The following is a 25452-nucleotide window of genomic DNA, read 5'->3' on the forward strand; positions in this document are numbered from 1 at the left end:
GTTCGAGTGCGGCCCTGCCGCAACGCAATCTCGCGAGAGTTACCAGGCCTTCAGCTGGCACTGCACCGTGTACGGGCCGTCCTGCTGCACCGATACCTGACCGTCGATCGCGATCTCGCAGTGCGGGTTCGGTGGGGCCTGCATGGCGTGCACGGCGGTGCTCGCGGTGAGGATGGCCCATTGCGGGTCGTCGAGGGTGGTTTCGAACACCCACGGCGCGCCCGGCGCCACATTCACCCGCTCGTTCTTCATGAACGCATACGGGTCGGCGTCATAGGCCTCCTTGCTCGGCGGCTGAGTCGTCAGATAGTAGAGGTCGAATCCCACGGCGGTTTGGGAAGTCAGCGTGTACCGGACCTGATGACCGGCCGGCTCCGCATTCGCCGTCGCATGCGTGGACATCAACCCGGCGACGACGGTCAGCGCCGCACCGATTCGCAGATTCGCTGTGTTCATAGCCTTCTACCTCTATCACGGCCGCCGCGCGGCCTGCACGCCACTGCTCTCACTTCCGTCACATCGGCGCACAACGGCGGATCGTTACAGGGCCCGAGCTACAGGTTAATTTGTTCGTCACATACAGACATTTCGCAGAAACACGCGCGCTCTAACGTCCCGAGTCGACACCCGCAGGGTGTGTCGAACTTGTGCTCTGACATAGGGAAAGGCTGTTGATGCGACATCCACGACGCTCCTCGTTGAACAGATCGGTACTAGCTGCGGGGAGCGTGGTGGTGACCACCGCCATGTTGTTGGCCGGCTGCGGCAGCAAGGCCAGCCAGACCGATGCGGCCAGCGCCGAGTCCTGTGTGGACACCTCGGGCCCGACCATCAAGGTGGGTTCGCTGAACTCGCTGTCGGGCACCATGGCGATCTCCGAGGTGACGGTCCGCGACGCGATCAAGCTCGCCGTCGATGAGATCAACGCGTCCGGCGGTGTGCTGGGCAAGCAGATCGAACTGATCGGCGAGGACGGTGCATCCGAGCCCACCGTATTCGCCGAGAAGGCGGAGAAACTGATCAGCAGTGACTGTGTGGCAGCGGTTTTCGGTGGCTGGACATCCTCGAGCCGCAAAGCAATGCTCCCGGTGTTCGAGAGCGCCAACTCGCTGCTGTACTACCCGGTGCAGTACGAGGGCCTCGAGTCGTCGAAGAACATCTTCTACACCGGCGCCACCACCAACCAGCAGATCGTGCCCGCGCTGGACTACCTCAAGGGCCGCGGCGTGAAGTCGCTGTATCTGGTCGGCAGTGACTACGTGTTCCCCGCAGACCGCGAACCGCATCATCAAGGCCTACGCCGCAGCCAACGGCATCGAGATCAAGGGTGAGGACTACACGCCGCTGGGGTCGACGGACTTCTCCACCATCGTCAACAAGGTGCGCACCGCCGACGCCGACGCCGTGTTCAACACTCTCAACGGCGATTCCAACGTGGCCTTCTTCCGCGAGTACCGCAATGTGGGCCTGACGCCGCAACAGATGCCGGTGGTGTCGGTGTCTATCGCCGAGGAAGAAGTCGGCGGCATCGGCGTGCAGAACATCACCGGTCAGCTCACCGCGTGGAACTACTACCAGACTGTGGACAACCCGGTGAACAAGGCGTTCGTCAAGGCATACAAGGACAAGTACGGGGCCAACAAGCCGACCTCGGATCCGATGGAGGCCGCCTACGTGTCGGTTTACCTGTGGAAGCTGACAGCAGAGAAGGCGAACTCATTCGCGGTCAACGACATTCAGAACGCGGCCGACGGCGTGACATTTGATGCGCCCGAGGGCAAAGTCACCATCGACGGCGAGAACCACCACATCACCAAGACCGCCCGCATCGGCGAGATCCGCCAGGACGGACTGATCTACACCATCTGGGAGTCGCCCGGACCGATCGAACCGGACCCATACCTGAAGTCCTATCCGTGGGCGGCTGGCCTCTCCAGCTGAGATGGATGTTCTGATCGGGCAGCTGACAACGGGATTGAGCCTCGGCTCCATCCTGTTGTTGGCTGCGCTCGGGCTGTCGCTGACGTTCGGTCAGATGGGCGTCATCAACATGGCGCACGGTGAATTCATCATGGCCGGCTGCTACACCGCGTACGTGGTGCAGCAGATCGTCTCCAGCGCCGGTGTGTCCCTGTTGCTTTCGCTGGTCATCGGCTTTGTGGTGGGCGGTGCGATGGGTGCGCTGCTGGAGGTGACGCTGATCCAGCGGATGTACGACCGGCCACTGGACACGCTCCTGGTGACCTTCGGTGTGGGGCTGATCCTGCAGCAGGTGGCGCGTGACATCTTCGGCGCGCCCGCGGTCAACGTCGTTGCCCCGTCGTGGCTGTCGGGCGGTGTGGAGATCCTCGGCGCGGTGGTGCCCAAGACCCGCATCTTCATCCTGGTGCTGGCGGTGGTATGCGTGGCCGTACTGGCCGCCGTGCTGAAGGCGAGCCCGATGGGCAGGCGCATCCGTGCGGTGGTGGCCAACCGCGATCTGGCTGAAACCAGTGGCATATCCAGCCGAACCACAGACATCACAACGTTTTTCATCGGGTCCGGCCTGGCCGCGGTGGCCGGTGTGGCGCTGACATTGATCGGGTCGACGAGTCCGACGATCGGGCAGAGCTACCTGATCGACGCGTTCCTGGTGGTGGTCGTCGGTGGGCTGGGTCAGATCAAGGGCACGGTGATCGCCGCGTTCGCGCTGGGCTTCCTGAACTCGTTCATCGAATACAACACCACCGCGTCGCTGGCCAAGGTCATCGTGTTCGTGATCATCGTGATCTTCCTGCAGGTCCGCCCGCAGGGGCTGTTCACCGTGCGAACCAGGAGTCTCGCATGAAAATCCTTGGCAGGTGGCAAACCTGGGCGGGTTTCGGGGTGGCGGCGGTGCTGCTGTTCGGGTTGGCGCCGTTGGTGCTCTCCGACTTCCGCCTGTCTCTGCTGGCGAAGTTCCTGTGCTTCGCGATCGTGGCCGTCGGCATCGGATTGGCCTGGGGCCGCGGCGGCATGCTGGTGTTGGGTCAGGGTGTGTTCTTCGGGCTCGGCGGCTACATGATGGGCATGCACCTGAAGATCGCCGACGCGCAGATTTTCGGCAACGACGTACCGGACTTCATGCAAATCGCGGGTGCGCGCGAATTGCCCGCCTACTGGGAGCCTTTCGCCTCCCCCGCCTTCACGGTGGCGGCCATTGTGTTGCTACCGACGGCCATTGCCGCAGCACTTGGATTCGGCGTCTTCAAGCGCCGGGTCAAGGGCGCCTACTTTGCGATTCTGTCGCAGGCGTTGGCGGCGGCACTGGCGATCCTGTTGGTCGGCCAGACCAGTCTCGGCGGTTCCAACGGGCTCAATAGGTTTCGCACGTTCTTCGGGTTCACGCTGAACGATCCGGCGAACCGGCGAATGCTCTACTTCATCGCTGCGGGCGTGCTGCTGCTCGTAGTCGCGGTGGTGCGTCAGCTGATGCAGAGCCGCTACGGGGAGCTGTTGGTGGCGGTGCGCGACGGCGAGGAACGCGTGCGGTTCCTCGGCTACGACCCCGCCAATATCAAGGTCGTCGCCTACACCGTCGCAGCACTGTTCGCCAGCATCGCCGGTGCGTTGTTCGCTCCGATCGTCGGGTTCATCGCGCCGTCACAGGTCGGCATCCTGCCGTCGATCGCATTCCTGATCGGTGTGGCGATCGGCGGGCGCACCACGCTGCTGGGTCCCGTGCTGGGCGCCATCGGCGTGGCGTGGGCGCAAACGCTGTTCTCCGAACGGTTTCCGTCGGAGTGGACCTACGCCCAGGGCCTGCTGTTCATCGTCGTCGTCGGGTTCTTCCCCGCCGGGCTGGCGGGACTGGGTGCCCTTCTGCGTCGACGCCGCAAACCCGCACCGGAACCGCGGCCCGACCCCGAACCGGAAGCGGAGGCCGAGAAAGTGGGGGCAGCGACGTGACCGAACGCGAACCCGTCGCCGGCGGCAACGTCGGCATGGGTGCCAGCGAATACCTCGAAGTCCGCGGCCTCACCGTCGATTTCGACGGCTTCAAGGCGGTCAGCGACGTCGACCTCACGCTGTTTCAGGGCGATCTGCGGTTTCTGATCGGGCCCAACGGCGCAGGCAAGAAGACGGTGATCGACGCCATCACCGGTCTGGTGCCCGCGACCGGATCGGTCAACAAGTCCGGTGTCGAGCTGCTCGGCAAGAAGGTGCACCAGATCGCACGGCTCGGCGTGGGCCGAACCTTCCAGACCGCCAGCGTCTTCGAGCAGTTGACGGTGCTGCAGAACCTGGACATCGCAGCCGGCGCAGGTCGTTCGGTGTGGACGCTGCTGCGTCGCCGCTCCGGCGTGCTGCCCGCGATCGAGGAAGCCCTGGAGATCACCGGACTGACCGCGTTGGCCGATAAGCCGGCGGGCGTGCTCCCGCACGGCCAGAAGCAGTGGCTGGAGATCGGCATGCTGCTGGTGCAGAACGCCGACGTGCTCCTGCTCGACGAACCCGTCGCCGGGATGAGCCACGAGGAACGCGAAGAGACCGGAAACCTGTTGCGCCGCATCGGCGGTGAGCGCACGGTCGTCGTCGTCGAACACGACATGGATTTCATGCGCGCATTCGCCACGTCAGTGACCGTGCTGGCGCGCGGCCAGGTGATCGCCGAGGGCACAGTCGCCGAGGTGCAGGCCAACCCGAAGGTGCAAGAGGTTTATCTGGGCACTGCCGCCGCTGGCGCCGAAGGGATGTCATGATGCTTGAGCTTGTCGACGTGCACACCGGCTACGGCCGTTCCGAGGTAATCCACGGCGTCAGCCTTTCGGTGCCTTCCGATGGGGTGGCGGCGGTGATGGGCCACAACGGCGCAGGTAAGACGACGCTGCTGCGCGCCGCGGTCGGATTGCTGAAATGCACGTCGGGAAAAGTGCTTTTCGACGGCGAGGACATCTCGAAGCTGCGGCCCAGCGCAAGGGTGGCGCGCGGGCTGGCCTATGTGCCGCAGGGCCAGCAGTCGTTCGGCCAGCTGACAACCGCGGAGAATCTGCAGGTGGTCGCCGACGGGTGCCGCAACGGCAAGGCGCTGATCGACGAGCAGCTCGACCTGTTCCCGGCGTTGAAGGAGTTGTTGGGTCGCCGGGCGGGCCTGCTGTCGGGCGGTCAGCGCCAGCAACTGGCGATCGCGCGTGCGCTGATCACCTCGCCGAAGTGTCTGATCCTCGACGAGCCCACCGAGGGCATCCAGCCGTCGGTGGTCGCCGAGATCGAAGCCGCCATCACCTCTTTGACTCAGCGCGGCGACCTGGGCGTGCTGCTGGTCGAGCAGCACATCGGTTTCGCGCTGGAGTCGTCGCAGCGGTATTACATTCTCGAGTCCGGCCGCGTCACGTCGTCCGGCAGGGGTGGTTCGGCGTCGGAATCCGAAGTCCGCGCCGCCATGGCGATCTAGAGCGTTTGATGCACGCCCGCCTCAGCGGTTCGGCATGCTGGCGGGCATGAGCGCACCCGCCGAAACCCGAACACTTGCCGATACGGGCGGCCTCGTCGTCACTGATGACGGCCGTCGCGTCCTTGTCTTCGACCGCGGCACGGGCCCGCTGGCAGTGCTGGCGTTCGTGCTCGGCGTGCTGACCGTCGTCGGCGGCGGCTTCGGCCTCGTCGCGCTCATCGCCGGCGTCCCGTCACGAGCACTCGGCGCCATCTTCGTCGCGGCGGGTCTCGTATTGGCGGCGTTGACATTTCTGGTGGTGCGCAAGTTTCGCCGCCGCCGCAGCCGGCCTCTACACGAATGCCGCCCCGTCGCCGTCATCGACCGCAAGCTCGGCTTGTTCAGCTACTGCGGCGGCGCCTTGGTGCAACTGGATCAGGTGCGCTTCGCGCGCAAACTCCAAATCGGTTCGAGTTCACCGAAATTAGTCGCGCTGACCCCGGGCGGTAAGCACGTTCTCAAGCGCGGCAATCCATTCGACGGTGGCGTCGGCAACATCGACGAGGTGCTGACCGCCATCACTCAGGGCGAGCAGCTAACGGGTTGATCGCTCTCACCTGACCTGAGTGATCAACCCGTTAGCCGCGAAAGCACTTCTGCGACAACCGCGTCGGCGGCGATGTCGACCTGCTCACCCGTCGACAAGTTCTTCACACCGATGGTGCCCGCCTCGATGTCACGGTCGCCGGCCACCAACGCAATCGACGCGCCCGAGCGGTCAGCGGCCCGCATCGCGCCCTTGAGTCCGCGGTCGCCGTAGGCCATGTCGACGCGCACACCGGCCGCCCGAAGCCCCGCCGCCAGCACTGCCAGCTGCGCCTTGGCCTGATCGCCCAGCGGGACGCAGAAGACGTCGACGCGCGCGGCCTCACCGACCGTCTTGCCCTCGGCCTTCAGCGCCAACAGCGTGCGGTCGACACCGAGGCCGAAGCCGATGCCGGACAAATCTTTTCCACCGAGCTCGCGCATCAGCCCGTCGTAGCGGCCGCCGCCGCCGATGCCCGACTGCGCGCCGAGCCCGTCGTGCACGAACTCGAACGTCGTCTTGGTGTAGTAGTCCAGCCCGCGGACCATCCGCGGGTTGACCACATACGGCACGCCCAACGCGTCCAGGTGAGCGAGCACCGTCTCGAAGTGCTGCTTGGCGACGTCGGACAGATGGTCCAACATCACCGGTGCATCAGCCGTCATCTCCCGCACCTGCGGGCGCTTGTCGTCGAGCACCCGCAGCGGGTTGATCTCCGCGCGTCGTCGTGTTTCGTCATCGAGATCCAGCCCAAACAGGAACTCCTGCAACAATTCTCGATACTGCGGGCGGCAGCTGTCGTCGCCCAGCGAGGTGATCTCCAATCGGAAACCCTCTAATCCCAGCGAGCGGAAGCCGGCATCGGCCACCGCGATCACCTCGGCGTCCAGCGCGGGATCGTCGACGCCTATCGCCTCCACCCCGACCTGCTGCAACTGGCGGTAGCGGCCCGCCTGCGGGCGCTCGTAGCGGAAGAACGGCCCGGAATAACACAGCTTCACCGGCAGCGGGCCGCGGTCGAGGCCATGCTCGATGACCGCGCGGATCACCCCCGCAGTGCCTTCCGGTCGCAGCGTCACCGAGCGGTCGCCGCGGTCGGAGAACGTGTACATCTCCTTGGTGACGACGTCGGTGGATTCACCCACGCCGCGCGCGAACAGCGCGGTGTCCTCGAAGATGGGCAGCTCGATGTCGGCGTAGCCGGCGCGCCGCGCGGCAGTCAGCAGGCCGTCGCGCACGCAGACGAACTGCGCGGACTCCGGCGGCAGGTAATCGGGCACCCCTTTGGGCGCCTGGAATTCGCTCACGGCGTCAGACCTTCGAGGAATGGGTTGGTGCGGCGCTCGTGTCCGATCGTGGACTTTTCGCCGTGGCCCGGTAGTACCACGGCGTCGTCGTCGAGCACCAACAGCTTTGTCACGATCGAGTTGAGCAGATCGCGGCCGCTGCCGCCCGGCAGGTCGGTGCGGCCCACCGACTCGCGGAACAGCGTGTCACCGGTGAACACGATGTCCGACGGGCCGTCGCTCACCCGGAACACAACCGAGCCGCGGGTGTGGCCCGGCGTGTGGTCGACGGCGACGCTCACGCCGCCCAGCTCGATCTTGTCGCCGTCGCGGTCGAGCTCCACCACTTGTTTGGGTTCGCGGAACATCGCGCCGAACAGCAGCTGACCCAGGCGTGGCCCGAAATCCTTGATCGGATCGGTCAGCATGAATCGGTCCTCGGGATGGATGTAGGCCGGGCACCCGTAGGTGTCGGCCACTTTCTGCGCCGACCAGATGTGGTCGATGTGCCCGTGCGTGAGCAGCACCGCCGCCGGCGTGAGGCGGTGCTCGTCGAGGATCCGGCGTAGCGGGCCGAACGCCCGCTGGCCGGGGTCGACGATGATGGCGTCCGACCCGGCTCGCGGGGCCAGGACGTAGCAATTGCACGCCAACATCCCGGCCGGAAATCCGGTGATCAACACGGGATACAGTTTCCCATCCCTCAGCAACGCCTGGCACACTCGGTGCCGATCGACCGAGACCACGAGGAGGACACCGGCGGTGCCGACCAACGAACAACGGCGTGCAGCGGCGAAGCGCAAACTCGAGCGACAGCTGGAGCGCAGGGAGGCGAAAGCACGCAGACGGCGGCTGTTCACCATCGTCGGCTTGTCGATTGCCGTGGTCGCGCTGATCGCCGGCGGGGTGACCGCCTACGTCATCACCAACAAGGACTCCGAAACCACCGCCTCGGCCGCGCCGGGGCCGGCGGCCGATTGCCAGTACCCGCCGTCGCCGCAGCCGGCGGCCAAGAAGGTCAACCCGCCGCGCGCCGGCAAGGTGCCGACCGATCCCGCGCAGGTCAGCGTCAGCATGGCCACCAACCAGGGCAACATCGGCCTGATGCTCGACAACGCCAAGGCGCCGTGCACCGTCAACAGCTTCGCCAGCCTGGCGTCGCAGGGCTACTTCAACGACACCCCGTGTCACCGGCTGACGGCCACCGAGGGCTTGAACGTGCTGCAGTGCGGCGATCCGACGGGCACCGGATCCGGCGGCCCGGGATACCAGTTCGCCGACGAATTCCCCGCGACCGAGTACGCGCCGGACGATCCAAAGCGCGGCGAGCCGATTCCCTACCCGCGCGGCACGCTCGCGATGGCCAACGCGGGGCCCGACACCAACGGCAGCCAGTTCTTCCTGGTCTACAAGGATTCGATGCTGCCGCCGAACTACACGAAGTTCGGCACCATCGACGAGACCGGGCTGGCCACGCTGGACAAGATCGCCGCGGGCGGCATCGAGGGCGGCGCCCCCGACGGCAAGCCGGCCACCGAGGTGAAGATCACCTCGGTCGCACTGGATTAAGGCCAGCAGACGCTACGCCGCGGAGGTGACGCGGTAGACGTCGTAGACGCCTTCGACGTTGCGCACCACCGACAGCAGGTGGCCCAGGTGCTTCGGGTCGCCCATCTCGAAGGTGAACCGGCTGATCGCCACCCGGTCGTTGGACGTGGTGACCGACGCGGAGAGGATATTGACCTTTTCGTCGGCCAGCACTCGCGTCACATCGGACAGCAGCCGGTGCCGGTCCAGCGCCTCGACCTGAATGGCGACCAGGAACACCGACGACGGCGACGGCGCCCACTCGACGTCGATGATCCGCTCGGACTGCTGCTGCAGTGACGCCGCGTTGGTGCAGTCGGTGCGGTGCACGCTGACTCCCCCGCCGCGGGTGACGAAGCCCATGATCTGGTCGCCCGGCACCGGTGTGCAGCACTTGGCCAGCTTGGTCAGCGTTCCGGGCGCACCGGGCACCGCGACGCCGGTGTCTTCGGTGCTGCGCTGGCGCACCGGCATGGTCGCCGGCGTGGACCGTTCCGCGAGCTCGTCGGTGGCTTCTTCGTCACCGAACTGCGCCACCAGCCGCTGCACGACGTGCCGCGCCGACACATGACCCTCGCCGACAGCGGTGTAGAGCGCAGACACGTCGGCGTAGCGCAGCTCACGGGCCAGCGTCGCCATCGACTCGGCATTCACCAAGCGCTGCAATGGAAGTCCAACGCGTCGCACTTCACGGGCGATCGCGTCCTTACCCGCTTCCAGCGCCTCTTCGCGGCGCTCCTTGGCGAACCACTGCCGGATCTTGGCCTTGGCCCGCGGCGACACCACAAAGCTCTGCCAGTCCCGCGACGGCCCGGCGTTGGGCGCCTTGGACGTGAAAATCTCGACCACTTCGCCGTTTTCGAGCTTGCGCTCCAGCGCCACCAGCCGGCCGTTGACCCGCGCACCGATGCATCGGTGACCGACCTCGGTGTGTACCGCGTACGCGAAGTCGACGGGCGTCGAGCCCGCCGGCAATGTGATCACGTCACCCTTCGGGGTGAACACGAAAATTTCTTGTACCGCAAGGTCATAGCGCAGCGACTCCAGGAATTCGCCCGGATCGGCGGCCTCCCGTTGCCAGTCGAGCAGCTGGCGCATCCATGCCATGTCGTCGATCTCGGCGGCGGCGTGCGGATGCTGCGGAACTCCATTGCGGCCCTTGGATTCCTTATATCGCCAGTGCGCGGCGATGCCGTACTCGGCGGTGCGGTGCATGTCGCGGGTACGGATCTGGATCTCGAGCGGTTTGCCTTCGGGGCCGACGACGGTGGTGTGCAGCGACTGGTAGACGCCGTAGCGCGGCTGGGCGATGTAGTCCTTGAACCGCCCGGCCATCGGCTGCCACAGCGAATGCACCACGCCCACAGCGGCATAGCAGTCCCGGATCTCGTCGCACAGGATCCGCACCCCGACCAGGTCGTGGATGTCGTCGAAGTCGCGGCCCTTGACGATCATCTTCTGATAGATCGACCAGTAATGCTTGGGCCGGCCCTCCACCACCGCGTTGATCTTCATCGCATTCAGTGCCGCGACGATTTCGGCGCGCACCTTGGCCAGGTAGGTGTCGCGCGACGGCGCCCGGTCGGCGACCAGCCGCACGATCTCCTCGTACTTCTTGGGGTGCAGGATCGCGAACGCCAGGTCCTCGAGCTCCCACTTGACCGTCGCCATGCCCAGCCGATGGGCAAGCGGCGCAATGACTTCCAGTGTCTCGCGGGCTTTGCGGGCCTGTTTCTCCGGCGGCAGGAAGCGCATGGTGCGCATGTTGTGCAGCCGGTCGGCGACCTTGATCACCAACACCCGCGGATCGCGGGCCATCGCGATGATCATCTTGCGGATGGTTTCGCCCTCGGCGGCGGTGCCCAGCGCCACCTTGTCCAGCTTGGTGACGCCGTCGACCAGATGGGCGACCTCGGTGCCGAAGTCGGCGGTCAGCGCCTCCATCGTGTAGCCGGTGTCCTCGACCGTGTCGTGCAGCAGCGCCGCCACCAACGTGGTGGTGTCCATGCCCAGCTCGGCCAGGATGTTGGCCACCGCGAGCGGATGGGTGATGTACGGATCGCCGGAGCGGCGCAGCTGGTCGGCGTGGCGTCGTTCGGCGACCTCGTAGGCCCGCTGCAGCAACGCCAGGTCGGCCTTCGGGTAGAACTCGCGGTGCACCGCGACCAGCGGCTCCAGCACCGGGTTGACGGCGCTGCGCTGGGCGGTCATCCGGCGCGCCAGCCGGGCGCGGACCCGCCGCGACGCGCTGGTTTTCGCGACGTCCAGTGGCGTCACGTCCGGCGCAGTGGGAGGCGACTGCACGGCCTGGCCCGTCACGGGATCGTCAGCCATGGTCACCTCCCAAAGTCGTCGACTTCGAGGATATCGCTCAGATGATGTGCAAGCTGGTGACCGGTAGCGGTTTGAGCACGTCGCGGCCGCCGAGGGCGGTCAATTCGAGCACCACCGCGGCGCCCGTCACCGTCGCACCGCAACGGCGTAGAAGCCGCACCGTCGCGCCCACCGTGCCGCCGGTGGCGAGCACGTCGTCGATGATGACGACCGTGCGCCCAGCGATGTCGATGCCCTCGGCGGGGATCTCCAGCGTCGCGGTGCCGTACTCCAGGTCGTAGGTCTCGGAGTGCACCGGCGGCGGCAGCTTGCCGCCTTTGCGGACGGCCAGCACCCCGGTGCCGAGCTTGGTGGCGACGGCGGCGCCCAGCAGGAAGCCTCGCGCGTCGATCCCGGCGACAAGGTCGGCATCACCGGCGGTCGCCGCCAGCGCCTCGGTCACCGCCGCCAGGCCGTGCGCGTCGGCCAGCAGCGGCGTCAGGTCTTTGAACTGGATGCCCGGCTCGGGGAAGTCGGGCACTTCGCGCATCATCGACGCGATGAGCTCGGAGACCTCCGACGAACTCATCCGTCGAGTCTCCAGCGGTCCATGTTCCAGCCCGCGCCCCAACGGGTCGGGTTGCTGCTCACCGCGTACATCTTGTTCGACGTCAGCACGGTCCGCTGCTGGCGGTACAGCGGCAGCGTCGGCATGTCCGCCCACAGCATCGGCGCGCCCTCCCCCAGCAGCCGGGCCTGTTCTTTGGGGTCGGAGACGACGGCCAGCGCACCGATGACGCCGTCGACGCGCGGGTTGGCGTACCCCGACAGATTGTTGCCGTTGCCGCTGTGCAGCGCGTAGGCGTCCATGGCCGACGAGCCCGTCGAACCGCTGCCGGCGGCCCCGCCCGTGCTGGCCAGCAGGACGTCGATCTCGTTGTTGCGCAACGACAGTGGGCCGGTGGTTTCCGAGCCGGCGTCTTGCACGGTGATCCCGGCAGGCGCGCAGGCCTTGGCGATCGCCCCGACGGTCGCGGCCGCCCGGGCGTTCGGGCTCTGATATCCGATGCGCACGGTCAGCGGCTGGTTGTTGAGCGCGGCGCGAGCCGCCCCGGGATTGGCCGCGACGAACTGGCCGCCCTCCACCGCACTCTCGGCGGCGCTGAACGCGTCCTCGGTCGCCGGGTTGAGCCGCACGTTGGCGATCGGCACCTCGGCGTTGCGAGCGATGACGTCCCGCGGTGTGCAGTGCGCCAGCGCCCGTCGGGCCGGGACGGCGGCCAGCGGGCCGCGCGGCGCGAAGATCAGCTGCTCGATGCCGGCCGACGGGGTGTTGGTGCTGACGTAGTCGTCGGGCAGGTTGAGCAGACCCGACGACCCCGCGGCGATGTCGACGACGTCGAACGAGCCCTCGTTGACCCGGTCCTGAATGTCGGCGCCGCGCGGCCACACCGTGACCTTGTCGGTGATCGGCTTGGTGCCCCACCATTTGTCGTTGGCGACCAGCACCACCGCGCCGTCGTCGGTCACCGACTCGAGCTTGTACGGCCCCGACGACGGGAATTTCTTCAGGTCCAGATCCGGGCTCAGGTTCCAGGTGTTGTTCCACACCTTGGCGATGCGGTCGACGGTCTCGGCGTCGCCCTGCTGCAGCGCGGTGGTGACGCCGCCGTCGCCGAGCCCCAGCTGGTCGGCGATCACGTGCGAGGGCATCATCGACGTCGCCGCGAACAGCTGGCCGAAGTCGACGAACGCGCGCTCCGGCGCAAACGAAACCCGCGCCTTCTTCTGCCCCGGCGTGCAGTCGACGCCCACGATGTCGCTGTAGCCCGCCCGGTTGGCGGCATCGAACACCGGATAGCGCCCGGATTGCGACGCCCACGCCAACACCAGGTCATCGCAGGTCACCGGTTTACCGTCGGAGTACACCGCCTTGTCGCTGATCTGGTAGTCGAGAACCAGCGGCGCGCGCCCCACCACCGAGATGCTGCCGAAGTCGTGGTCTCCGACGATCTGGCCGTCGGGGCCATGCAGGTTGAAGCCGGTGAGCACCCGGGCGAAGGCCTGCGGCCCGCCCGACGCGGCGCCGGCCACGGTGTTGGAGTTGTAGGTGACCAACGCGCCGTCGACGGCGTAATCGATTTCGTCGGCCGCGCCGCCCGCGCACGACGACAACCCCAGCGATCCGGCCAACGACAGCGTCGCAGCCAGCACGGCGGTCCGCCGAGGCGAGGCAGCCATGCGCCTAACGGGTCTTTCGCTTACCCGACGGCCGTCCCGTCTTGCTGGTGGTAGGCCGCACGGGCCGCGCGCCGGGCGCCGGTTTGTCGGGCGGCGGTGTGCTGGACACCGAGGCGGCCGCGAGGGGCTCGGGTTCGGCTTCGGCAGCGTCGTCCTCGCCGGTATCGGCCTTGGCGGTATCGGCCTTGGCGGCGGCCGGTTTGCGGCGTCGCATCACCCGCGCGGTGTGGGTGCGCACCAGTTCGGTGCGCTCGCGCAGCGTGACCAGCAGCGGGGTGGCGAAGAAGATCGACGCGTACGCACCGGTGAAGACGCCGACCAGCTGTACCAGCGCCAGGTCCTTGAGCATGCCGACGCCCAGCAGCCACACCGCGATCACCATCAGCGCCAGAATCGGCAGCACGGAGATCAAGCTGGTGTTGATCGACCGCATGAACGTCTGGTTGACCGCCAGGTTGGCCTGCTCGGCATATGTTCGCCGGGTGGTGTGTTCGAATCCGCGGGTGTTCTCTTCGACCTTGTCGAACACGACGACCGTGTCGTAGAGCGAGAAGCCGAGAATCGTCAGCAGGCCGATCACCGTGGCGGGGGTGACCTCCCAGCCGACCAGCGAGTAGACGCCCGCGGTGGTGATGATGGTGTAGAACATGGCCGTCAGCGCTGCGATGGCCATGTACCGCTCGTACCAGACCGCGATGTAGATCGCGACGAGCACCACGAACACCACCAGCGCGATCAGCGCCTTCTGGGTGATCTGGTCGCCCCAGGTCTCCGAGACCGCCGAATCGCTGATCGCCTGTTTGCTGGGTTGGCCGTCGATGCCCTTGGGCTGGAAGGCGTCGAACAGGGCGGTGCGCAGTTGCTCGGTCTGCTCGTTGGTCAACGTCTCCGAGCGGATCTGCACGGTCGCCGAATCGCCACTGCCGACGGTCACCACCGACTGCGGCTCCTCGCCGATCGTCTTGGCGAAGACGTCTTCGACCTGCTGCACCGTCGCCGTGCCGTTCGCGCCCGCGACCGGCATCGACACCTTGGTGCCGCCTTCGAAGTCGATGCCGAAGGTGAAGCCGCGGATGGCGATGCTGGCGATCGCGATCGCGAGCAGCGCGCCGCTGATCGCGAACCACAGCTTGCGGCGCCCGATGATGTCGAATGCCCCGGTGCCGGTGTAGAGCCGGACGAAAAAGCCGTGCTGCGGCGGCGTCGGCGTCGATTCGAGACTCGGCGCCTCGACGGCCGACGATTCGACGTCGTTGGAGTGTTTAGCGGCCATCTGCCTATCCCCGTCCCGTCGTCGCGTACGAAGCCGCCCGACGTTCCCGCGCGATCTGCTGCACCGCGCCGAGCCCGTTGAACGCCGGCTTGGCCAGTGTCGGCGACTTGGACGCCAGGTACACCAGCGGCCACGTCACCAGGAACACCACGACAAGGTCCAGCACTGTGGTCAGACCCAACGTGAACGCGAAACCCTTCACCTGGCCGACCGCCAGCACGTAGAGCACCACCGAGGCCAACAGGGTGACCGCGTTGCCCGAAATGATCGTCTTACGGGCCCTGGCCCAGCCTCGCGGTACGGCTGAGCGGAACGAACGGCCTTCGCGTATCTCGTCTTTGATGCGTTCGAAGAACACCACGAACGAGTCGGCGGTGGTGCCGATGCCGATGATCAGACCGGCGATGCCGGCCAGGTCGAGCGTGTACCCGATGTACCTGCCCAGCAGCACCAGGAGCGCGTAAACAATTGCGCCAGAGGCGATCAGCGACAAGGTGACCAGCAGGCCGAGCACCCGGTAGTAGATCAGCGAGTACAGCAGCACCAGCGCCAGGCCGATCGCACCGGCGATCAGGCCGGCCCGCAGCGACGTCAAACCTAGTGTGGCCGAAACGGTTTCGGCCTCCGACGATTCGAACGACAGCGGCAGCGAGCCGTACTTCAGCACGTTGGCGAGTTCCTTCGCGGAGTCCGCGGTGAACTGGCCGGTGATCTGGGTGCGGCCGCCGGGGATGGCCTCCTGGATCTCCGGCGCGCTGACCACCTGCGAGTCCAACGTGAACGCGGTCTGGGTGCCGACATTGGCCGCGGTGAAGTCGGCCCAAGTCTTGGCGGCGTCGTCCTTGAATTCCAGGTCGACGACGTACACGCCGCGCTGCTGATCCAGCCCTGACGTGGCGTTCTTGATCTGCTCACCGCTGATGATCGACTTGTTCAGCAGATACACCGTCTGCCCGTCGGTGGAGCAGGTGATCAGCGGCAGATTCGGGTCGTCGTTGCCGGCCAGCACGTCGTCCTCGCCGCAGCGGGTGGCCTGGAACTGCAGACCGAGCAGCTGGATCGACGGATCGGTGCTCTGGCGGATCTGCTTCTCATCGGCGATGCGCTTGGCGAGGTCGGCCTTTTCCCTGGGCGGTGCCGGCGCGGGGCTCGGACCGGGCGCCGGGGTCGGCGGGGGCGGTGCCGGCGTGGGCGGCGGCTCCTGCGGGTAAGGCCGCGGCTGGGGCGCCGGTTCGGGGGCTTGCGGGGCCTGTGCGGGCGGGGCCTCGCCGGGCGGGGCCTCAGCGGGCAGCGGTGGTGCAGGCGGAGCGCCCGGGGGCGCTTCGGCGGGCGGTGCTCCCGGTGGGGTTCCTGGAGGCGCTTCAGCGGGCGGCGCTTCGCCCTGCGGCAGGCCGTTCTGCTGGCCGGCGGGTTGGGCCGGCATCTGGTGAATGACGGGACGGATGTACAGCCGCGCGGTCTGACCGAGGTTGCGGGCCGCGCTGCCTTCTTCACCGGGGACGGTGATCACCAGGTTGTCGCCGTCGATGATCACCTCTGAACCCGACACGCCGAGACCGTCGACGCGGGCGCTGATGATCTGCTGGGCCTGGTTCAACGCGTCACGAGTTGGCGCGGACCCGTCCGGGGTGCGCGCGGTCAAGGTGACGCGGGTGCCGCCCTGCAGATCGATGCCGAGCTTGGGCTCGGCCTTTTTGTCGCCGGTGAGAAACACCAGTAGGTAGACGCCGACAAGCAGCACCAGAAAGAGCGACAGGTAGCGGGCAGGCTGCACCGGCGCCGAAGACGATGCCACGTTGCTTGGGTCTCCTCGAGATCAGTTCGTCAGCACCGCAAAGGGTACGTGCTTACCCTGTGTGCTCAGCTGTCAGTCTTTGTATTGGGGCTCTCGGTCACCTCGGTCGCGGTCGACTCGGCGTCCGAGATGTCGTCGCTCTCGTCGTCGACATCGGGTCCGATGCGGTCGCGCACGGCCAGCTTCATCCAGGTGGTGACGACGCCGGGGGCGATCTCGAGGTCGACGTTGTCGTCGTCGATGCGGGTGATCGTGCCCTCCAGACCGGAGGTGGTGTGCACCCGATCGCCGACGGTCAGCGAGTTGTGCAGGTCGATGGTGGCTTGCATCGCCTTCTTCTGTCGCCGAGACGCGAAGAACAGAAATGCGCCCATGATGATGAGTAGGGGCAGGAAGACGACCAGGTCCATGGCAGCAGATGTCTTTCGTGTTGGTCTTCACGGCGCCCGGACCGGCCGGTCACAGTCGCCTCGTAATTGACCAGTCTGCCATTGCGGCCGCCGAGCGCCGACCGCGCCCGTCGGCGCCTGCGCGGCTGCTGTCGCCGACATCGACGTGATGGCGGTGAAATCCCGCCACCCCGCCGTCCTTTGCGGACCTGGTGACAGGCGCGCCGATGGCACACTCAGCCGGCCGAGGTATACGAAATCCGTTGCAGTAACCGGAAACGGGCGACGATTCGACCACGGGTGTCGAAGTTTTCGACCGAATCGGTGCGTAGCGACTAGGCTCGAATCACCCGTCGAACCCAGGTCGTGAGGAGCCGGACGTGACCGCCCTCGAGCAGAGCCGCCATATCGCCACCGCCATTCCCGGGCCGCGCTCGGCGGCACTCACCGACCGCAAGGCCGCGGCGGTGTCGCGCGCCGTCGGCAACACCATGCCGGTGTACGCGGCGCGCGCGGCCGGCGGCATCGTCGAGGACGTCGACGGCAACCGCTTCATCGACCTGGGTTCAGGCATCGCGGTGACCACCATCGGCAACGCCGCTCCCCGCGTGGTCGAGGCGGTGCGCGCTCAAGTGGCCGACTTCACCCATACCTGCTTCATGATCACGCCCTACGAGGGATACGTGGAAGTCGCCGAGCACCTCAACCGGCTCACGCCGGGTTCGGGCGAGAAGCGGTCCGCGCTGTTCAACTCCGGCGCCGAAGCCGTCGAGAATGCGGTCAAGGTCGCGCGGTCCTACACCCACAAGACGGCCGTCGTCGCGTTCGACCACGCCTACCACGGCCGCACCAACCTGACCATGGCGCTGACCGCCAAATCGATGCCCTACAAGAGCGGCTTCGGGCCGTTCGCCCCAGAGGTGTACCGCGCGCCGCTGTCGTATCCCTACCGCGATGGGCTGATCTCCAAGGAGCTGGGCACCGATGGCGAATTGGCCGCCGAACGCGCCCTGACAGTGATCGAGAAGACCGTCGGCGCAGCGAACCTCGCGGCGGTGATCATCGAACCGGTGCAGGGCGAGGGCGGTTTCGTGGTGCCCGCCGACGGGTTCCTTCCCGCGCTGGTCGCCTGGTGCCGCGACAACGACGTGGTGTTCATCGCCGACGAGGTGCAGACCGGCTTCGCCCGCACCGGGGCGTGGTTCGCGTGTGAACACGAGGGCATCGAGCCCGACCTGATCGTCACCGCCAAGGGCATCGCCGACGGGTTGCCGTTGTCGGCGGTCACCGGCCGCGCCGAGATCATGGACGCGCCGCATGTCAGCGGGCTGGGCGGCACCTACGGCGGCAATCCGGTGGCATGCGCGGCGGCGCTGGCCACCATCGAGACCATCGAGCTGGACGGGTTGATCGATCGCGCACGGCACATCGAGAAGGTGATGAAGGACCGGCTCGGGCGGCTGCAGGCCGAAGACGACCGGATCGGCGACGTGCGCGGACGCGGCGCGATGATCGCCGTCGAGCTGGTGCGCTCCGGCAGCGCCGACCCCGACCCCGCGTTGACATCTCAACTGGCGGCCGCCGCGCACGCCGCGGGCGTGATCGTGCTGACCTGTGGCACCTTCGGCAACGTGCTGCGATTCCTGCCGCCCCTGACGATCAGCGACGAACTGCTGTTGGAGGGGCTCGACGTTCTTGCCCAGTTACTCGCCGACCTGTAGAAGAAGGAGCACGAAAATGGCTGACGCAGTGAAGGTTCGCAATTTCATCAACGGCGAGCTCGTCGACTCCGTCAGCGGTGCGACGATGCCGCTGGTCGATCCCAGCACCGGTGAGGAGTACGGCACCGCGCCGGTTTCCAACGAGCAGGACATCGACAACGCGTATGCCGCTGCGGCCAAAGCGTTTTCGGAGTGGAAGCGCACGACGCCGTCGCACCGGCAGAAGGCATTGCTCGGTTTCGCCGACGACGTCGAGCGCAACGCCCAGGCGTTGGTGGAGGCCGAGGGCCGCAACACCGGCAAACCCAACCACGTGACCATGGCCGAAGAGATTCCGCCGATGGTCGACCAGATCCGGTTCTTCGCTGGTGCGGCAAGGGTTTTGGAAGGCAAGTCGGCCGGCGAGTACATGGAGAACCACACCTCGTGGATCCGCCGTGAGCCCGTCGGCGTCATCGGGCAGGTGGCGCCGTGGAACTACCCGATGATGATGGCGATCTGGAAGTTCTGTCCGGCGATTGCGGCGGGTAACACGGTCGTGATCAAGCCCAGTGACACCACGCCGGTCACCACGGTGATGCTGGCCGAGATCGCGGCCAAGCATTTCCCGCCGGGTGTGCTCAATGTCGTGACCGGCGATCGGGTTACCGGCGCAGCGGTGGTGGCGCATCCCACGCCGGAGATGGTGTCGATCACGGGTTCGGTGGCGGCGGGCCGGGCCGTCGCGGTGAGCGCGGGCGGCAATTTGAAGCGCACGCATCTGGAGCTCGGCGGTAAGGCACCGGTGATCGTGTTCGACGACTGCGATATCGCGTCAGCCGCGGAAGGCATTGCGACCGCGGGCTATTTCAACGCCGGCCAGGACTGTACGGCGGCAACACGGGTGCTGGCCCCGTCGCGGATTGCCTCGGATCTGACCGACGCGCTGGCCGAGCAGGCCCGCGGGGCGGCGACCACCTACGGCAGGCCGGCCGACGATGAGGACGCCTGGGTGCCGCCGGTGAACAACGTGAACCAGATGCAGCGCGTGCTGAGCTTCTTCGAGGACGTGCCGTCGCACGCCAAGGTGGCGGTGGGCGGAACACGACAGGGCGACAAAGGATTCTATGTCGAGCCGACGGTCATCGGCGGGGTGAAGCAGGAGGATCGGCTGATCCAGGAGGAGATCTTCGGTCCGGTGATCACCGTGCAGTCGTTCTCCGACGAGGACGAGGCGATCGCGTGGGCGAACGGGGTGCCGTTCGGCCTGGCGTCCTCGGTGTGGACGCGCGACGTGTCGCGCGCGCTACGGGTATCGGCGGCACTCGATTTCGGCTGCGTGTGGATCAACACGCATATCCCGTTGGTCGCCGAGATGCCGCACGGCGGGTTCAAGCAGTCCGGCCACGGCAAGGATCTGTCGATGTACGGGCTGGAGGACTACACCCGCATCAAGCACGTAATGGCGTACACGGGCTAGCTTTTCGCGATTTGTGGAGTCTTGGCCGGGGTCGCGCGGCTCAGCCAAGCAATGCGTCGGGCGTGTCCCACCCAACACCGTCAAAGCGGCTGAAATCGCTGTCATAGCTGACGATTCCCGCACGGTGTTCGATCGCCAGCGCGGCCAGATGGCCGTCGTTGACGAGGTTGCCGCCGGTACCCACCCGGTCCAGGAGTCCCGAAAGGACGTCGGCGTGGCGCGGCGTGGGACCAACGACCACCGAGCCCGGCGCATCACACCAGTCAGTGACTTGGCGCATCGCCTCGCCGACCCCGAGCGGCGCCGGGAACAATCCCTGCTTGGTGACGAGTCGTATGAATGCCAGCAACGGGACCCAGGCAAGGCCAACGGTGTCGGCACCCGACAGTGCGCCGTCGAGCCAACGCTTGGACGCGCTGTGATGTTCGCTGGCGGTATTGACGGCGTAGAGCAGGACGTTCGCGTCGACGATCCTCATGCGCCGCGACGCTGACGGCGAATCAATTCCTCGTCCTCCAACTCAGCCGCAACCTGCAGCGCCCGGTCGAGATTCACCGTCGGGACACCGAGGTCGGCGCTTTTGGTCTCGAACGGGGGCGGCGCCGGCCGATGTCGCGCGCCTTCGCGGATCGCATCGTTGAGGGCCTTCTTGAACGACACGCCGCGCTCCTTCATGAGTCGCTGGACCAGAGCAAGGGTGTCGTCGTCCAGCGTCACGGTCGTCCGCATGCTTGACAGCATAGCATCAATTGAGATGATGCTTTGCTGTCATTCTGCGTGGCCCACCACTGAGCACGAGCAGACGCAGACTCGCACGATTCGCTACACGAACGTGCGAGTCTGCGTCTGCTCGCCAGGGTCTAGTGCGCCGGCGTGTGGCGACGGCCGAACATGTCGCGCCAGCTGCGATGCCGCGGCTCGGGTTGAGCTGTCGCGGTCGTCGGCGCCTCCTCAGTCGTCGTCGCCGTCTCCGCCACAGGCTGCGGCTGTGCGGCCGCTGCGACCGGGCGCTGCGCGAACTCGACGTCACGCACACTGCGCACCGACAAGCGACCCAGCGCCAACGCACCAAGGAACACGATCAGCGCGCCCAGGCCGTAGAAGTACGTCAGCTCCAACCACACCCGCTTGGTTTCACCCGCGGCCACCGGAGTGCCCGGATTGCCGAGACCGAGCGGCCCCGCCAGAGCCCGCCCGATGACGAACCATGCGCCGGCCAGCACCGTCAGCCACCCGCCGAACATCGCGGTCGCGCGATTGGCCGATGTCATCAGCAGAAAACCACCCAGCACGGTCACCGCGCCGGGCAGCACCTCGAGCCAGCCGCGAGCGCTCGTCCACGTCCACTCCTGGTCGGGTGTGAACGCGAAGTCGAAGTACGGCCCGACGAACGGGATCAGCGCACCCCAGACGCCCAGCAGGATCAGCAAGAATCCGCTGGCCGCTCCGCGACTGCGCGGCATGTGCAACCGGCCGCCGCGGGTATCAAAGTCACTCATGATGCCTCCTTTGCAACTGATCGGGTACCCAGCCCGGGCAGACGTGTAACGCGCTTACGGTGGCGGTATGCGTATCGATCCGATTACGACGCGCGATGTGCTGGCCGATGCCTGGGAACGGTGGACGCGCAGATGCACCGAACTGACGCCCGATGAATGGTCGACAACGACCCGCTGCAAGCCGTGGGATGTCGGCGCGCTGATCGCGCACGCTTGTCCGTCCCCAGAGCTGTTCGACACGCTCGACAACGCGACAATCGACGGTCACGCCATCGTCACCGACGCCGCCGAGATGTTGCGGCGCTTCAACGCCCCTGACGGTCCCGCACACACCATGGCCGACGACATCGCCGACCGCGCGGTGTCGGAGGCCCCGGCCCTGACGCCCGACGCCGCTGCCGAGCGGTTCACTGCGAGCGCGGACCGGCTGCGGGCTACGGCCATGTCGGATGAGACGGTCGTCAGCTATCCGGTCGTCGGCAGCACCACCTTGGCCGTGATCGCCGAAGTGGCGCTGATGGAGGCTACGGTGCACCTGCTGGATCTCGCCGCTGCCGTCGGCGGCATTGAGCCATCCGCCGAGGCGCTCACTGCCACAAGGGATCTCCTGATCGCGTGGCCCGACGCGACGGCCGCCGTCGAAGTGCTCGCCGGCCGCGCCGCACCCGAGAAGGCCGTGCCCGCAATTCGTTAGCCCCGCCGCACCCGCTCGACGATGTCAATGATGTTGTCTGCGACAAACTTTGGCTCGTACAGCATCATGTTGTGGCCGCTGCCGGTCGAGACGATGTTCACGGTGCCAAGAGCGGCGGCCAGCATGCTGTTCGCTTGGTGAATCTGTGCCTGTGTGTAGTTGTCCGGCCTCAGCGCCTCCGGCGGCGCGAATTTGTCAGAGCTGAGCACAATGGCCGGCACCACGGGCAGCGGCGGCGCCGCACCGATACGCGCAAATGCGTCGTCCACGAGGACGGCTTCATCTCCGGGCTCAGGCGGGGTGGCACTGTCACGCTGAAATGCGGCGTTCTGCTCGGGAGTCCCGACGGCCGGCAGAAATTCCGAAACCCCATCGACCATGACGATGCCGGCGACCAGCTCCGGATGGCTGCGCGCCAAGAGGTCGAGCACGAGACCGCCGTAAGAGTGTCCGACGAACACGAACGGTCCGGGCAATTGCGCGGCGTCGATCAGCGCGACGACATCGTCGACGTCTTGTTGGATGCCATGTGGTTGCGGCACCTCGGTGGATCGGTCGTCACCGTCCGGCCGGGTGTTGGGCCGATCGTATGCACACACTTGCGTGGTTCGCGCCACGGTGGGTTGCACGGCGTCTGGGCTGGCAACGAACGTGGCCTGCGTGATGATGTCATACGGTGACGACCTGATCGGATCATCCTGCGGCACAATGACATTCCACGCTTCAGCGTAGCTTCCTTTGCCCGGAATGATGAACACCGTCGGCGCGCCTGCGCCCTGGCATTCCAGATACAGCTTCCGGCCATTGCCGATGTCGACCAGCCCGGCAGGTGCGGCCGCAGCCTGTCCGCACCCCCCGAAAAAACATGGCGAGCGGCAGCAGCAGGACGGCGAGTGATCGCCTCACACAGCGACGCTACACGCGTCCGCTGAGCGCGATCAGTCGAACAGGACCGGCTGCCCCAGGCCGCCGATGCCGGGAGGCGGGCTCAGGCCCAGATGCGTCCACGCCTGCGCCGTCGCGACGCGGCCGCGCGGCGTGCGGGCGATCATGCCCGCACGCACCAGGAACGGTTCGCAGACCTCTTCGACGGTGGCGGCTTCCTCGCCCACTGCCACTGCCAGTGTCGACACGCCCACTGGGCCGCCACCGAAGCTGCGGGTGAGCGCGGACAACACCGCGCGGTCCAACCGATCGAGACCGAGCTCGTCGACGTCGTAGACCTCCAAAGCGGACTTTGCGATATCCCGCGTGATGATCCCGTCGGCGCGGACTTCGGCGTAGTCACGGACCCGGCGCAGCAGCCGGTTGGCGATGCGTGGGGTGCCGCGGGACCGACGGGCGATCTCCGCGCCCGCGTCGGCGCCCACCTCGATGCCCAGGATGCCGGCCGACCGCGCCAACACCCGCTCCAGCTCGGCGGGCTCATAGAAATCCATGTGCGCAGTGAACCCGAATCGATCGCGCAGCGGGCCGGTCAGCGCACCGGACCGGGTGGTCGCGCCAACCAACGTGAAGGGAGCGACCTCCAGCGGAATCGACGTCGCGCCAGGGCCTTTGCCCACGACAACGTCGACGCGGAAGTCCTCCATCGCCAGGTAGAGCATCTCCTCGGCGGGCCGCGCGATGCGGTGGATCTCATCGATGAACAACACATCGTGCTCGACGAGGTTGGACAGCATCGCGGCCAGATCACCCGCACGTTCCAGCGCCGGACCCGACGTGACCCGCAGCGACGAGCCGAGCTCGGCGGCGATGATCATCGCCAGCGAGGTCTTGCCCAGCCCGGGCGGGCCTGACAACAGAATGTGATCCGGTGTGCCGCCACGGTTTTTCGCGCCCTCGATGACGAGCTGTAGTTGTTCACGCACTCGCGGTTGGCCGATGAACTCGCGCAGCGAACGCGGCCGCAGGCTGGCGTCGATGTCGCCCTCGCCGACGGTCAGCGCCGGCGAGACGTCGCGTTCCTCGACGTCCGCGAAATCCGGGTCTTCGAAACGGCCCATCAGTTCTTACCCAGCATCGACAATGCGGCCCGCAGTGCGCTCGACGTGGTGGCTTCGGGTTCGTTGGCCAGCACCTTGTCGGTGGCCTCTTCGGCTTGTTTGGCCGCAAATCCAAGCCCGACAAGCGCTTCCACCACCGGGCCGCGCACGCCGTGGCCGTTCAACGCCACCGCGCCCGCGGCGGCCGTCACAGGTCCGATCTTGTCGCGCAGTTCGAGCACGATCCGCTCGGCCCCGCGCTTGCCGATGCCTGGTACCCGCGTCAGGGCGGCGACGTCGCCGTCGGCCAGGGCCTGCCGCAGCGCGGACGCGTCGTACACCGCCAGCGTGGCCAGCGCGATCTTTGGGCCCACGCCCGAGACACCCAACAGCGTCAGGAACAGATCGCGGGCATCGGCGTCGGCGAAGCCGTACAGCGTCATCGAGTCTTCGCGCACGATCATCGCGGTGATCAGCCGCGCTTCGCTCCCCCGCCGCAGCGTGGCCAGCGTCGACGGGGTGGCCATCACCTTGTAGCCGACGCCGGACGCCTCGATCACCACGTGATCCAACGCGATGTCGAGCACTTCCCCGCGTACCGACGCGATCATCGGGCCGCCTTCACCTTGGCCGCGTACTTGCGGCGCGCCTCGGCCGCCTGCGCCTCCGCGGCGGCCATCCGCGCAAGCATCGGGGCCCGCCAGCAGTGGCAGATCGCCAGCGCGAGTGCATCGGCAGCGTCGGCGGGTGTCGGTTTGGTTTGCAGCGCAAGGATTTTGGTGACCATGGCGGTGACTTGGGCTTTGTTCGCGTTTCCGTTGCCGGTGACGGCGGCCTTCACTTCGCTGGGAGTGTGGAAGTGCACATCGATGCCACGCCGGGCCGCGGCGACCGCGATGACCCCGCCGGCCTGCGCGGTGCCCATCACCGTCGAGACATTCTGCTGCGAGAACACCCGCTCGATGGCCAGCACGTCGGGCTTGTGGGTGTCCATCCAGTGTTCGACAGTGTCGCTGATGGTGAGCAGCCGGATTTGCAGGGCCTCGTCGGCGGGCGTGCGGACAACGTCGACATCCAGGGCGATCACCTGCCGGCCGCGCCCGCTTTCGATGACGGACAGGCCGCAGCGCGTCAACCCGGGATCGACTCCCATCACCCGCACGCCAGCCCCTTCGTAGAACAGCTGTTCGAGAGCCTAGCGCGGCCGGCCGACAGCTCGTGGTAGGACACGC

General features: G+C 66.9%; 25 protein-coding genes and 1 pseudogene. 10 read left to right on the top strand and 16 right to left on the bottom strand.

All coding sequences use genetic code 11. The features are described from left to right. Positions 1-39 precede the first annotated feature (39 nt). A complete protein-coding gene (locus tag CWS39_RS01400; protein ID WP_102141103.1) occupies positions 40-456 on the bottom strand; it encodes a hypothetical protein in 417 nt (138 codons plus the stop codon). Positions 457-674: 218 nt separating this feature from the next. Between CWS39_RS01400 and urtA the strand changes: the two are divergent. From urtA to CWS39_RS29105, 6 genes and pseudogenes are all read left to right on the top strand, one after another. Continuing rightward, positions 675-1941 (top strand): annotated as a pseudogene (urtA, locus tag CWS39_RS01405) (urea ABC transporter substrate-binding protein). A 1-nt stretch (position 1942) separates the two neighbouring features. Next, complete coding sequence (gene urtB / locus CWS39_RS01410) at positions 1943-2827, top strand: urea ABC transporter permease subunit UrtB (RefSeq protein ID WP_102141104.1); 885 nt, start codon at positions 1943-1945, stop codon at positions 2825-2827. After that, entirely contained in the window at positions 2824-3927 is a 1104-nt protein-coding gene (urtC, locus tag CWS39_RS01415) for an urea ABC transporter permease subunit UrtC (protein WP_102141105.1), read from the top strand. The genes urtB and urtC overlap by 4 nt, the downstream gene beginning before the upstream one ends. Positions 3928-3962: 35 nt before the next feature. Further along, the gene (urtD, locus tag CWS39_RS01420) at positions 3963-4721 is read left to right on the top strand and encodes an urea ABC transporter ATP-binding protein UrtD (RefSeq protein WP_102141175.1); all 759 of its coding nucleotides are present in this window, start codon (positions 3963-3965) and stop codon (positions 4719-4721) included. Beyond that, positions 4721-5413, top strand: a complete 693-nt coding sequence (gene urtE / locus CWS39_RS01425; protein WP_102141176.1) for an urea ABC transporter ATP-binding subunit UrtE — start codon at positions 4721-4723, stop codon at positions 5411-5413. Before urtD ends, urtE begins: the two co-directional genes overlap by 1 nt. Positions 5414-5459: 46 nt before the next feature. Then, positions 5460-5999 carry a hypothetical protein gene (locus CWS39_RS29105; protein WP_199177903.1) on the top strand — a complete coding sequence of 180 codons (540 nt, stop codon included), beginning with the start codon at positions 5460-5462 and terminating at the stop codon, positions 5997-5999. A gap of 23 nt (positions 6000-6022) precedes the next feature. Here CWS39_RS29105 and hisS read toward each other — a convergent pair whose 3' ends face one another. Then, positions 6023-7285 (bottom strand): histidine--tRNA ligase, encoded by a 1263-nt coding sequence (gene hisS, locus CWS39_RS01435; protein WP_102141106.1) that lies wholly within the window; start codon positions 7283-7285, stop codon positions 6023-6025. Then, positions 7282-7947, bottom strand: a complete 666-nt coding sequence (locus CWS39_RS01440; RefSeq protein ID WP_102141178.1) for an MBL fold metallo-hydrolase — start codon at positions 7945-7947, stop codon at positions 7282-7284. Before CWS39_RS01440 ends, hisS begins: the two co-directional genes overlap by 4 nt. Positions 7948-8026: 79 nt before the next feature. Here CWS39_RS01440 and CWS39_RS01445 point away from each other — a divergent pair, with 79 nt between their 5' ends. Then, a complete protein-coding gene (locus CWS39_RS01445; RefSeq protein ID WP_102141107.1) occupies positions 8027-8833 on the top strand; it encodes a peptidylprolyl isomerase in 807 nt (268 codons plus the stop codon). A gap of 12 nt (positions 8834-8845) precedes the next feature. Here CWS39_RS01445 and CWS39_RS01450 read toward each other — a convergent pair whose 3' ends face one another. From CWS39_RS01450 to yajC, 6 genes are all read right to left on the bottom strand, one after another. Next, on the bottom strand, positions 8846-11185 hold the full coding sequence (locus CWS39_RS01450) for a RelA/SpoT family protein (protein ID WP_102141108.1): 2340 nt from the start codon (positions 11183-11185) through the stop codon (positions 8846-8848). Positions 11186-11222: 37 nt separating this feature from the next. Continuing rightward, entirely contained in the window at positions 11223-11753 is a 531-nt protein-coding gene (locus CWS39_RS01455) for an adenine phosphoribosyltransferase (protein ID WP_102141109.1), read from the bottom strand. Continuing rightward, positions 11750-13405 carry an ABC transporter substrate-binding protein gene (locus CWS39_RS01460; protein WP_102141110.1) on the bottom strand — a complete coding sequence of 552 codons (1656 nt, stop codon included), beginning with the start codon at positions 13403-13405 and terminating at the stop codon, positions 11750-11752. Before CWS39_RS01460 ends, CWS39_RS01455 begins: the two co-directional genes overlap by 4 nt. A gap of 4 nt (positions 13406-13409) precedes the next feature. Then, on the bottom strand, positions 13410-14678 hold the full coding sequence (secF, locus tag CWS39_RS01465) for a protein translocase subunit SecF (RefSeq protein WP_102141111.1): 1269 nt from the start codon (positions 14676-14678) through the stop codon (positions 13410-13412). 4 nt (positions 14679-14682) lie between these two features. After that, entirely contained in the window at positions 14683-16473 is a 1791-nt protein-coding gene (secD, locus tag CWS39_RS01470) for a protein translocase subunit SecD (RefSeq protein ID WP_102141112.1), read from the bottom strand. A 65-nt stretch (positions 16474-16538) separates the two neighbouring features. Continuing rightward, positions 16539-16883 carry a preprotein translocase subunit YajC gene (gene yajC / locus CWS39_RS01475; protein WP_102141113.1) on the bottom strand — a complete coding sequence of 115 codons (345 nt, stop codon included), beginning with the start codon at positions 16881-16883 and terminating at the stop codon, positions 16539-16541. 359 nt (positions 16884-17242) lie between these two features. Here yajC and gabT point away from each other — a divergent pair, with 359 nt between their 5' ends. Both gabT and CWS39_RS01485 read left to right on the top strand, forming a co-directional pair. Beyond that, on the top strand, positions 17243-18583 hold the full coding sequence (gabT, locus tag CWS39_RS01480; protein WP_102141114.1) for a 4-aminobutyrate--2-oxoglutarate transaminase: 1341 nt from the start codon (positions 17243-17245) through the stop codon (positions 18581-18583). Between the two features lie 16 nt (positions 18584-18599). Next, positions 18600-20042, top strand: coding sequence for a gamma-aminobutyraldehyde dehydrogenase (locus tag CWS39_RS01485; protein WP_102141115.1), 1443 nt, complete (start codon positions 18600-18602; stop codon positions 20040-20042). 40 nt (positions 20043-20082) lie between these two features. Here the strand turns inward: CWS39_RS01485 and CWS39_RS01490 are convergent, their stop codons facing one another. The 3 genes from CWS39_RS01490 to CWS39_RS01500 form a co-directional block, all read right to left on the bottom strand. After that, positions 20083-20520 (bottom strand): type II toxin-antitoxin system VapC family toxin, encoded by a 438-nt coding sequence (locus tag CWS39_RS01490; RefSeq protein ID WP_102141116.1) that lies wholly within the window; start codon positions 20518-20520, stop codon positions 20083-20085. After that, on the bottom strand, positions 20517-20771 hold the full coding sequence (locus CWS39_RS01495) for a ribbon-helix-helix protein, CopG family (protein WP_102141179.1): 255 nt from the start codon (positions 20769-20771) through the stop codon (positions 20517-20519). Before CWS39_RS01495 ends, CWS39_RS01490 begins: the two co-directional genes overlap by 4 nt. A 131-nt stretch (positions 20772-20902) precedes the next feature. Beyond that, positions 20903-21541: a hypothetical protein gene (locus CWS39_RS01500; protein WP_102141117.1), complete on the bottom strand. Its 639-nt coding sequence runs from the start codon at positions 21539-21541 to the stop codon at positions 20903-20905. 67 nt (positions 21542-21608) lie between these two features. Here CWS39_RS01500 and CWS39_RS01505 point away from each other — a divergent pair, with 67 nt between their 5' ends. Then, positions 21609-22235 (top strand): maleylpyruvate isomerase N-terminal domain-containing protein, encoded by a 627-nt coding sequence (locus CWS39_RS01505; RefSeq protein WP_102141118.1) that lies wholly within the window; start codon positions 21609-21611, stop codon positions 22233-22235. Here the strand turns inward: CWS39_RS01505 and CWS39_RS01510 are convergent. From CWS39_RS01510 to ruvC, 4 genes are all read right to left on the bottom strand, one after another. Beyond that, complete coding sequence (locus CWS39_RS01510; protein ID WP_431306066.1) at positions 22232-22993, bottom strand: alpha/beta fold hydrolase; 762 nt, start codon at positions 22991-22993, stop codon at positions 22232-22234. The two genes, CWS39_RS01505 and CWS39_RS01510, sit on opposite strands and share 4 nt — an antisense overlap. Positions 22994-23173: 180 nt before the next feature. Next, the gene (gene ruvB, locus CWS39_RS01515) at positions 23174-24241 is read right to left on the bottom strand and encodes a Holliday junction branch migration DNA helicase RuvB (protein WP_102141120.1); all 1068 of its coding nucleotides are present in this window, start codon (positions 24239-24241) and stop codon (positions 23174-23176) included. After that, positions 24241-24831: a Holliday junction branch migration protein RuvA gene (gene ruvA / locus CWS39_RS01520; RefSeq protein WP_102141121.1), complete on the bottom strand. Its 591-nt coding sequence runs from the start codon at positions 24829-24831 to the stop codon at positions 24241-24243. Before ruvA ends, ruvB begins: the two co-directional genes overlap by 1 nt. Then, positions 24828-25382, bottom strand: a complete 555-nt coding sequence (gene ruvC, locus CWS39_RS01525; RefSeq protein WP_102141122.1) for a crossover junction endodeoxyribonuclease RuvC — start codon at positions 25380-25382, stop codon at positions 24828-24830. Before ruvC ends, ruvA begins: the two co-directional genes overlap by 4 nt. Positions 25383-25452 lie beyond the last annotated feature (70 nt).

The organism is Mycobacterium hubeiense, from assembly GCF_002838065.1.
Classification (GTDB): Bacteria; Actinomycetota; Actinomycetes; order Mycobacteriales; family Mycobacteriaceae; genus Mycobacterium; species Mycobacterium hubeiense.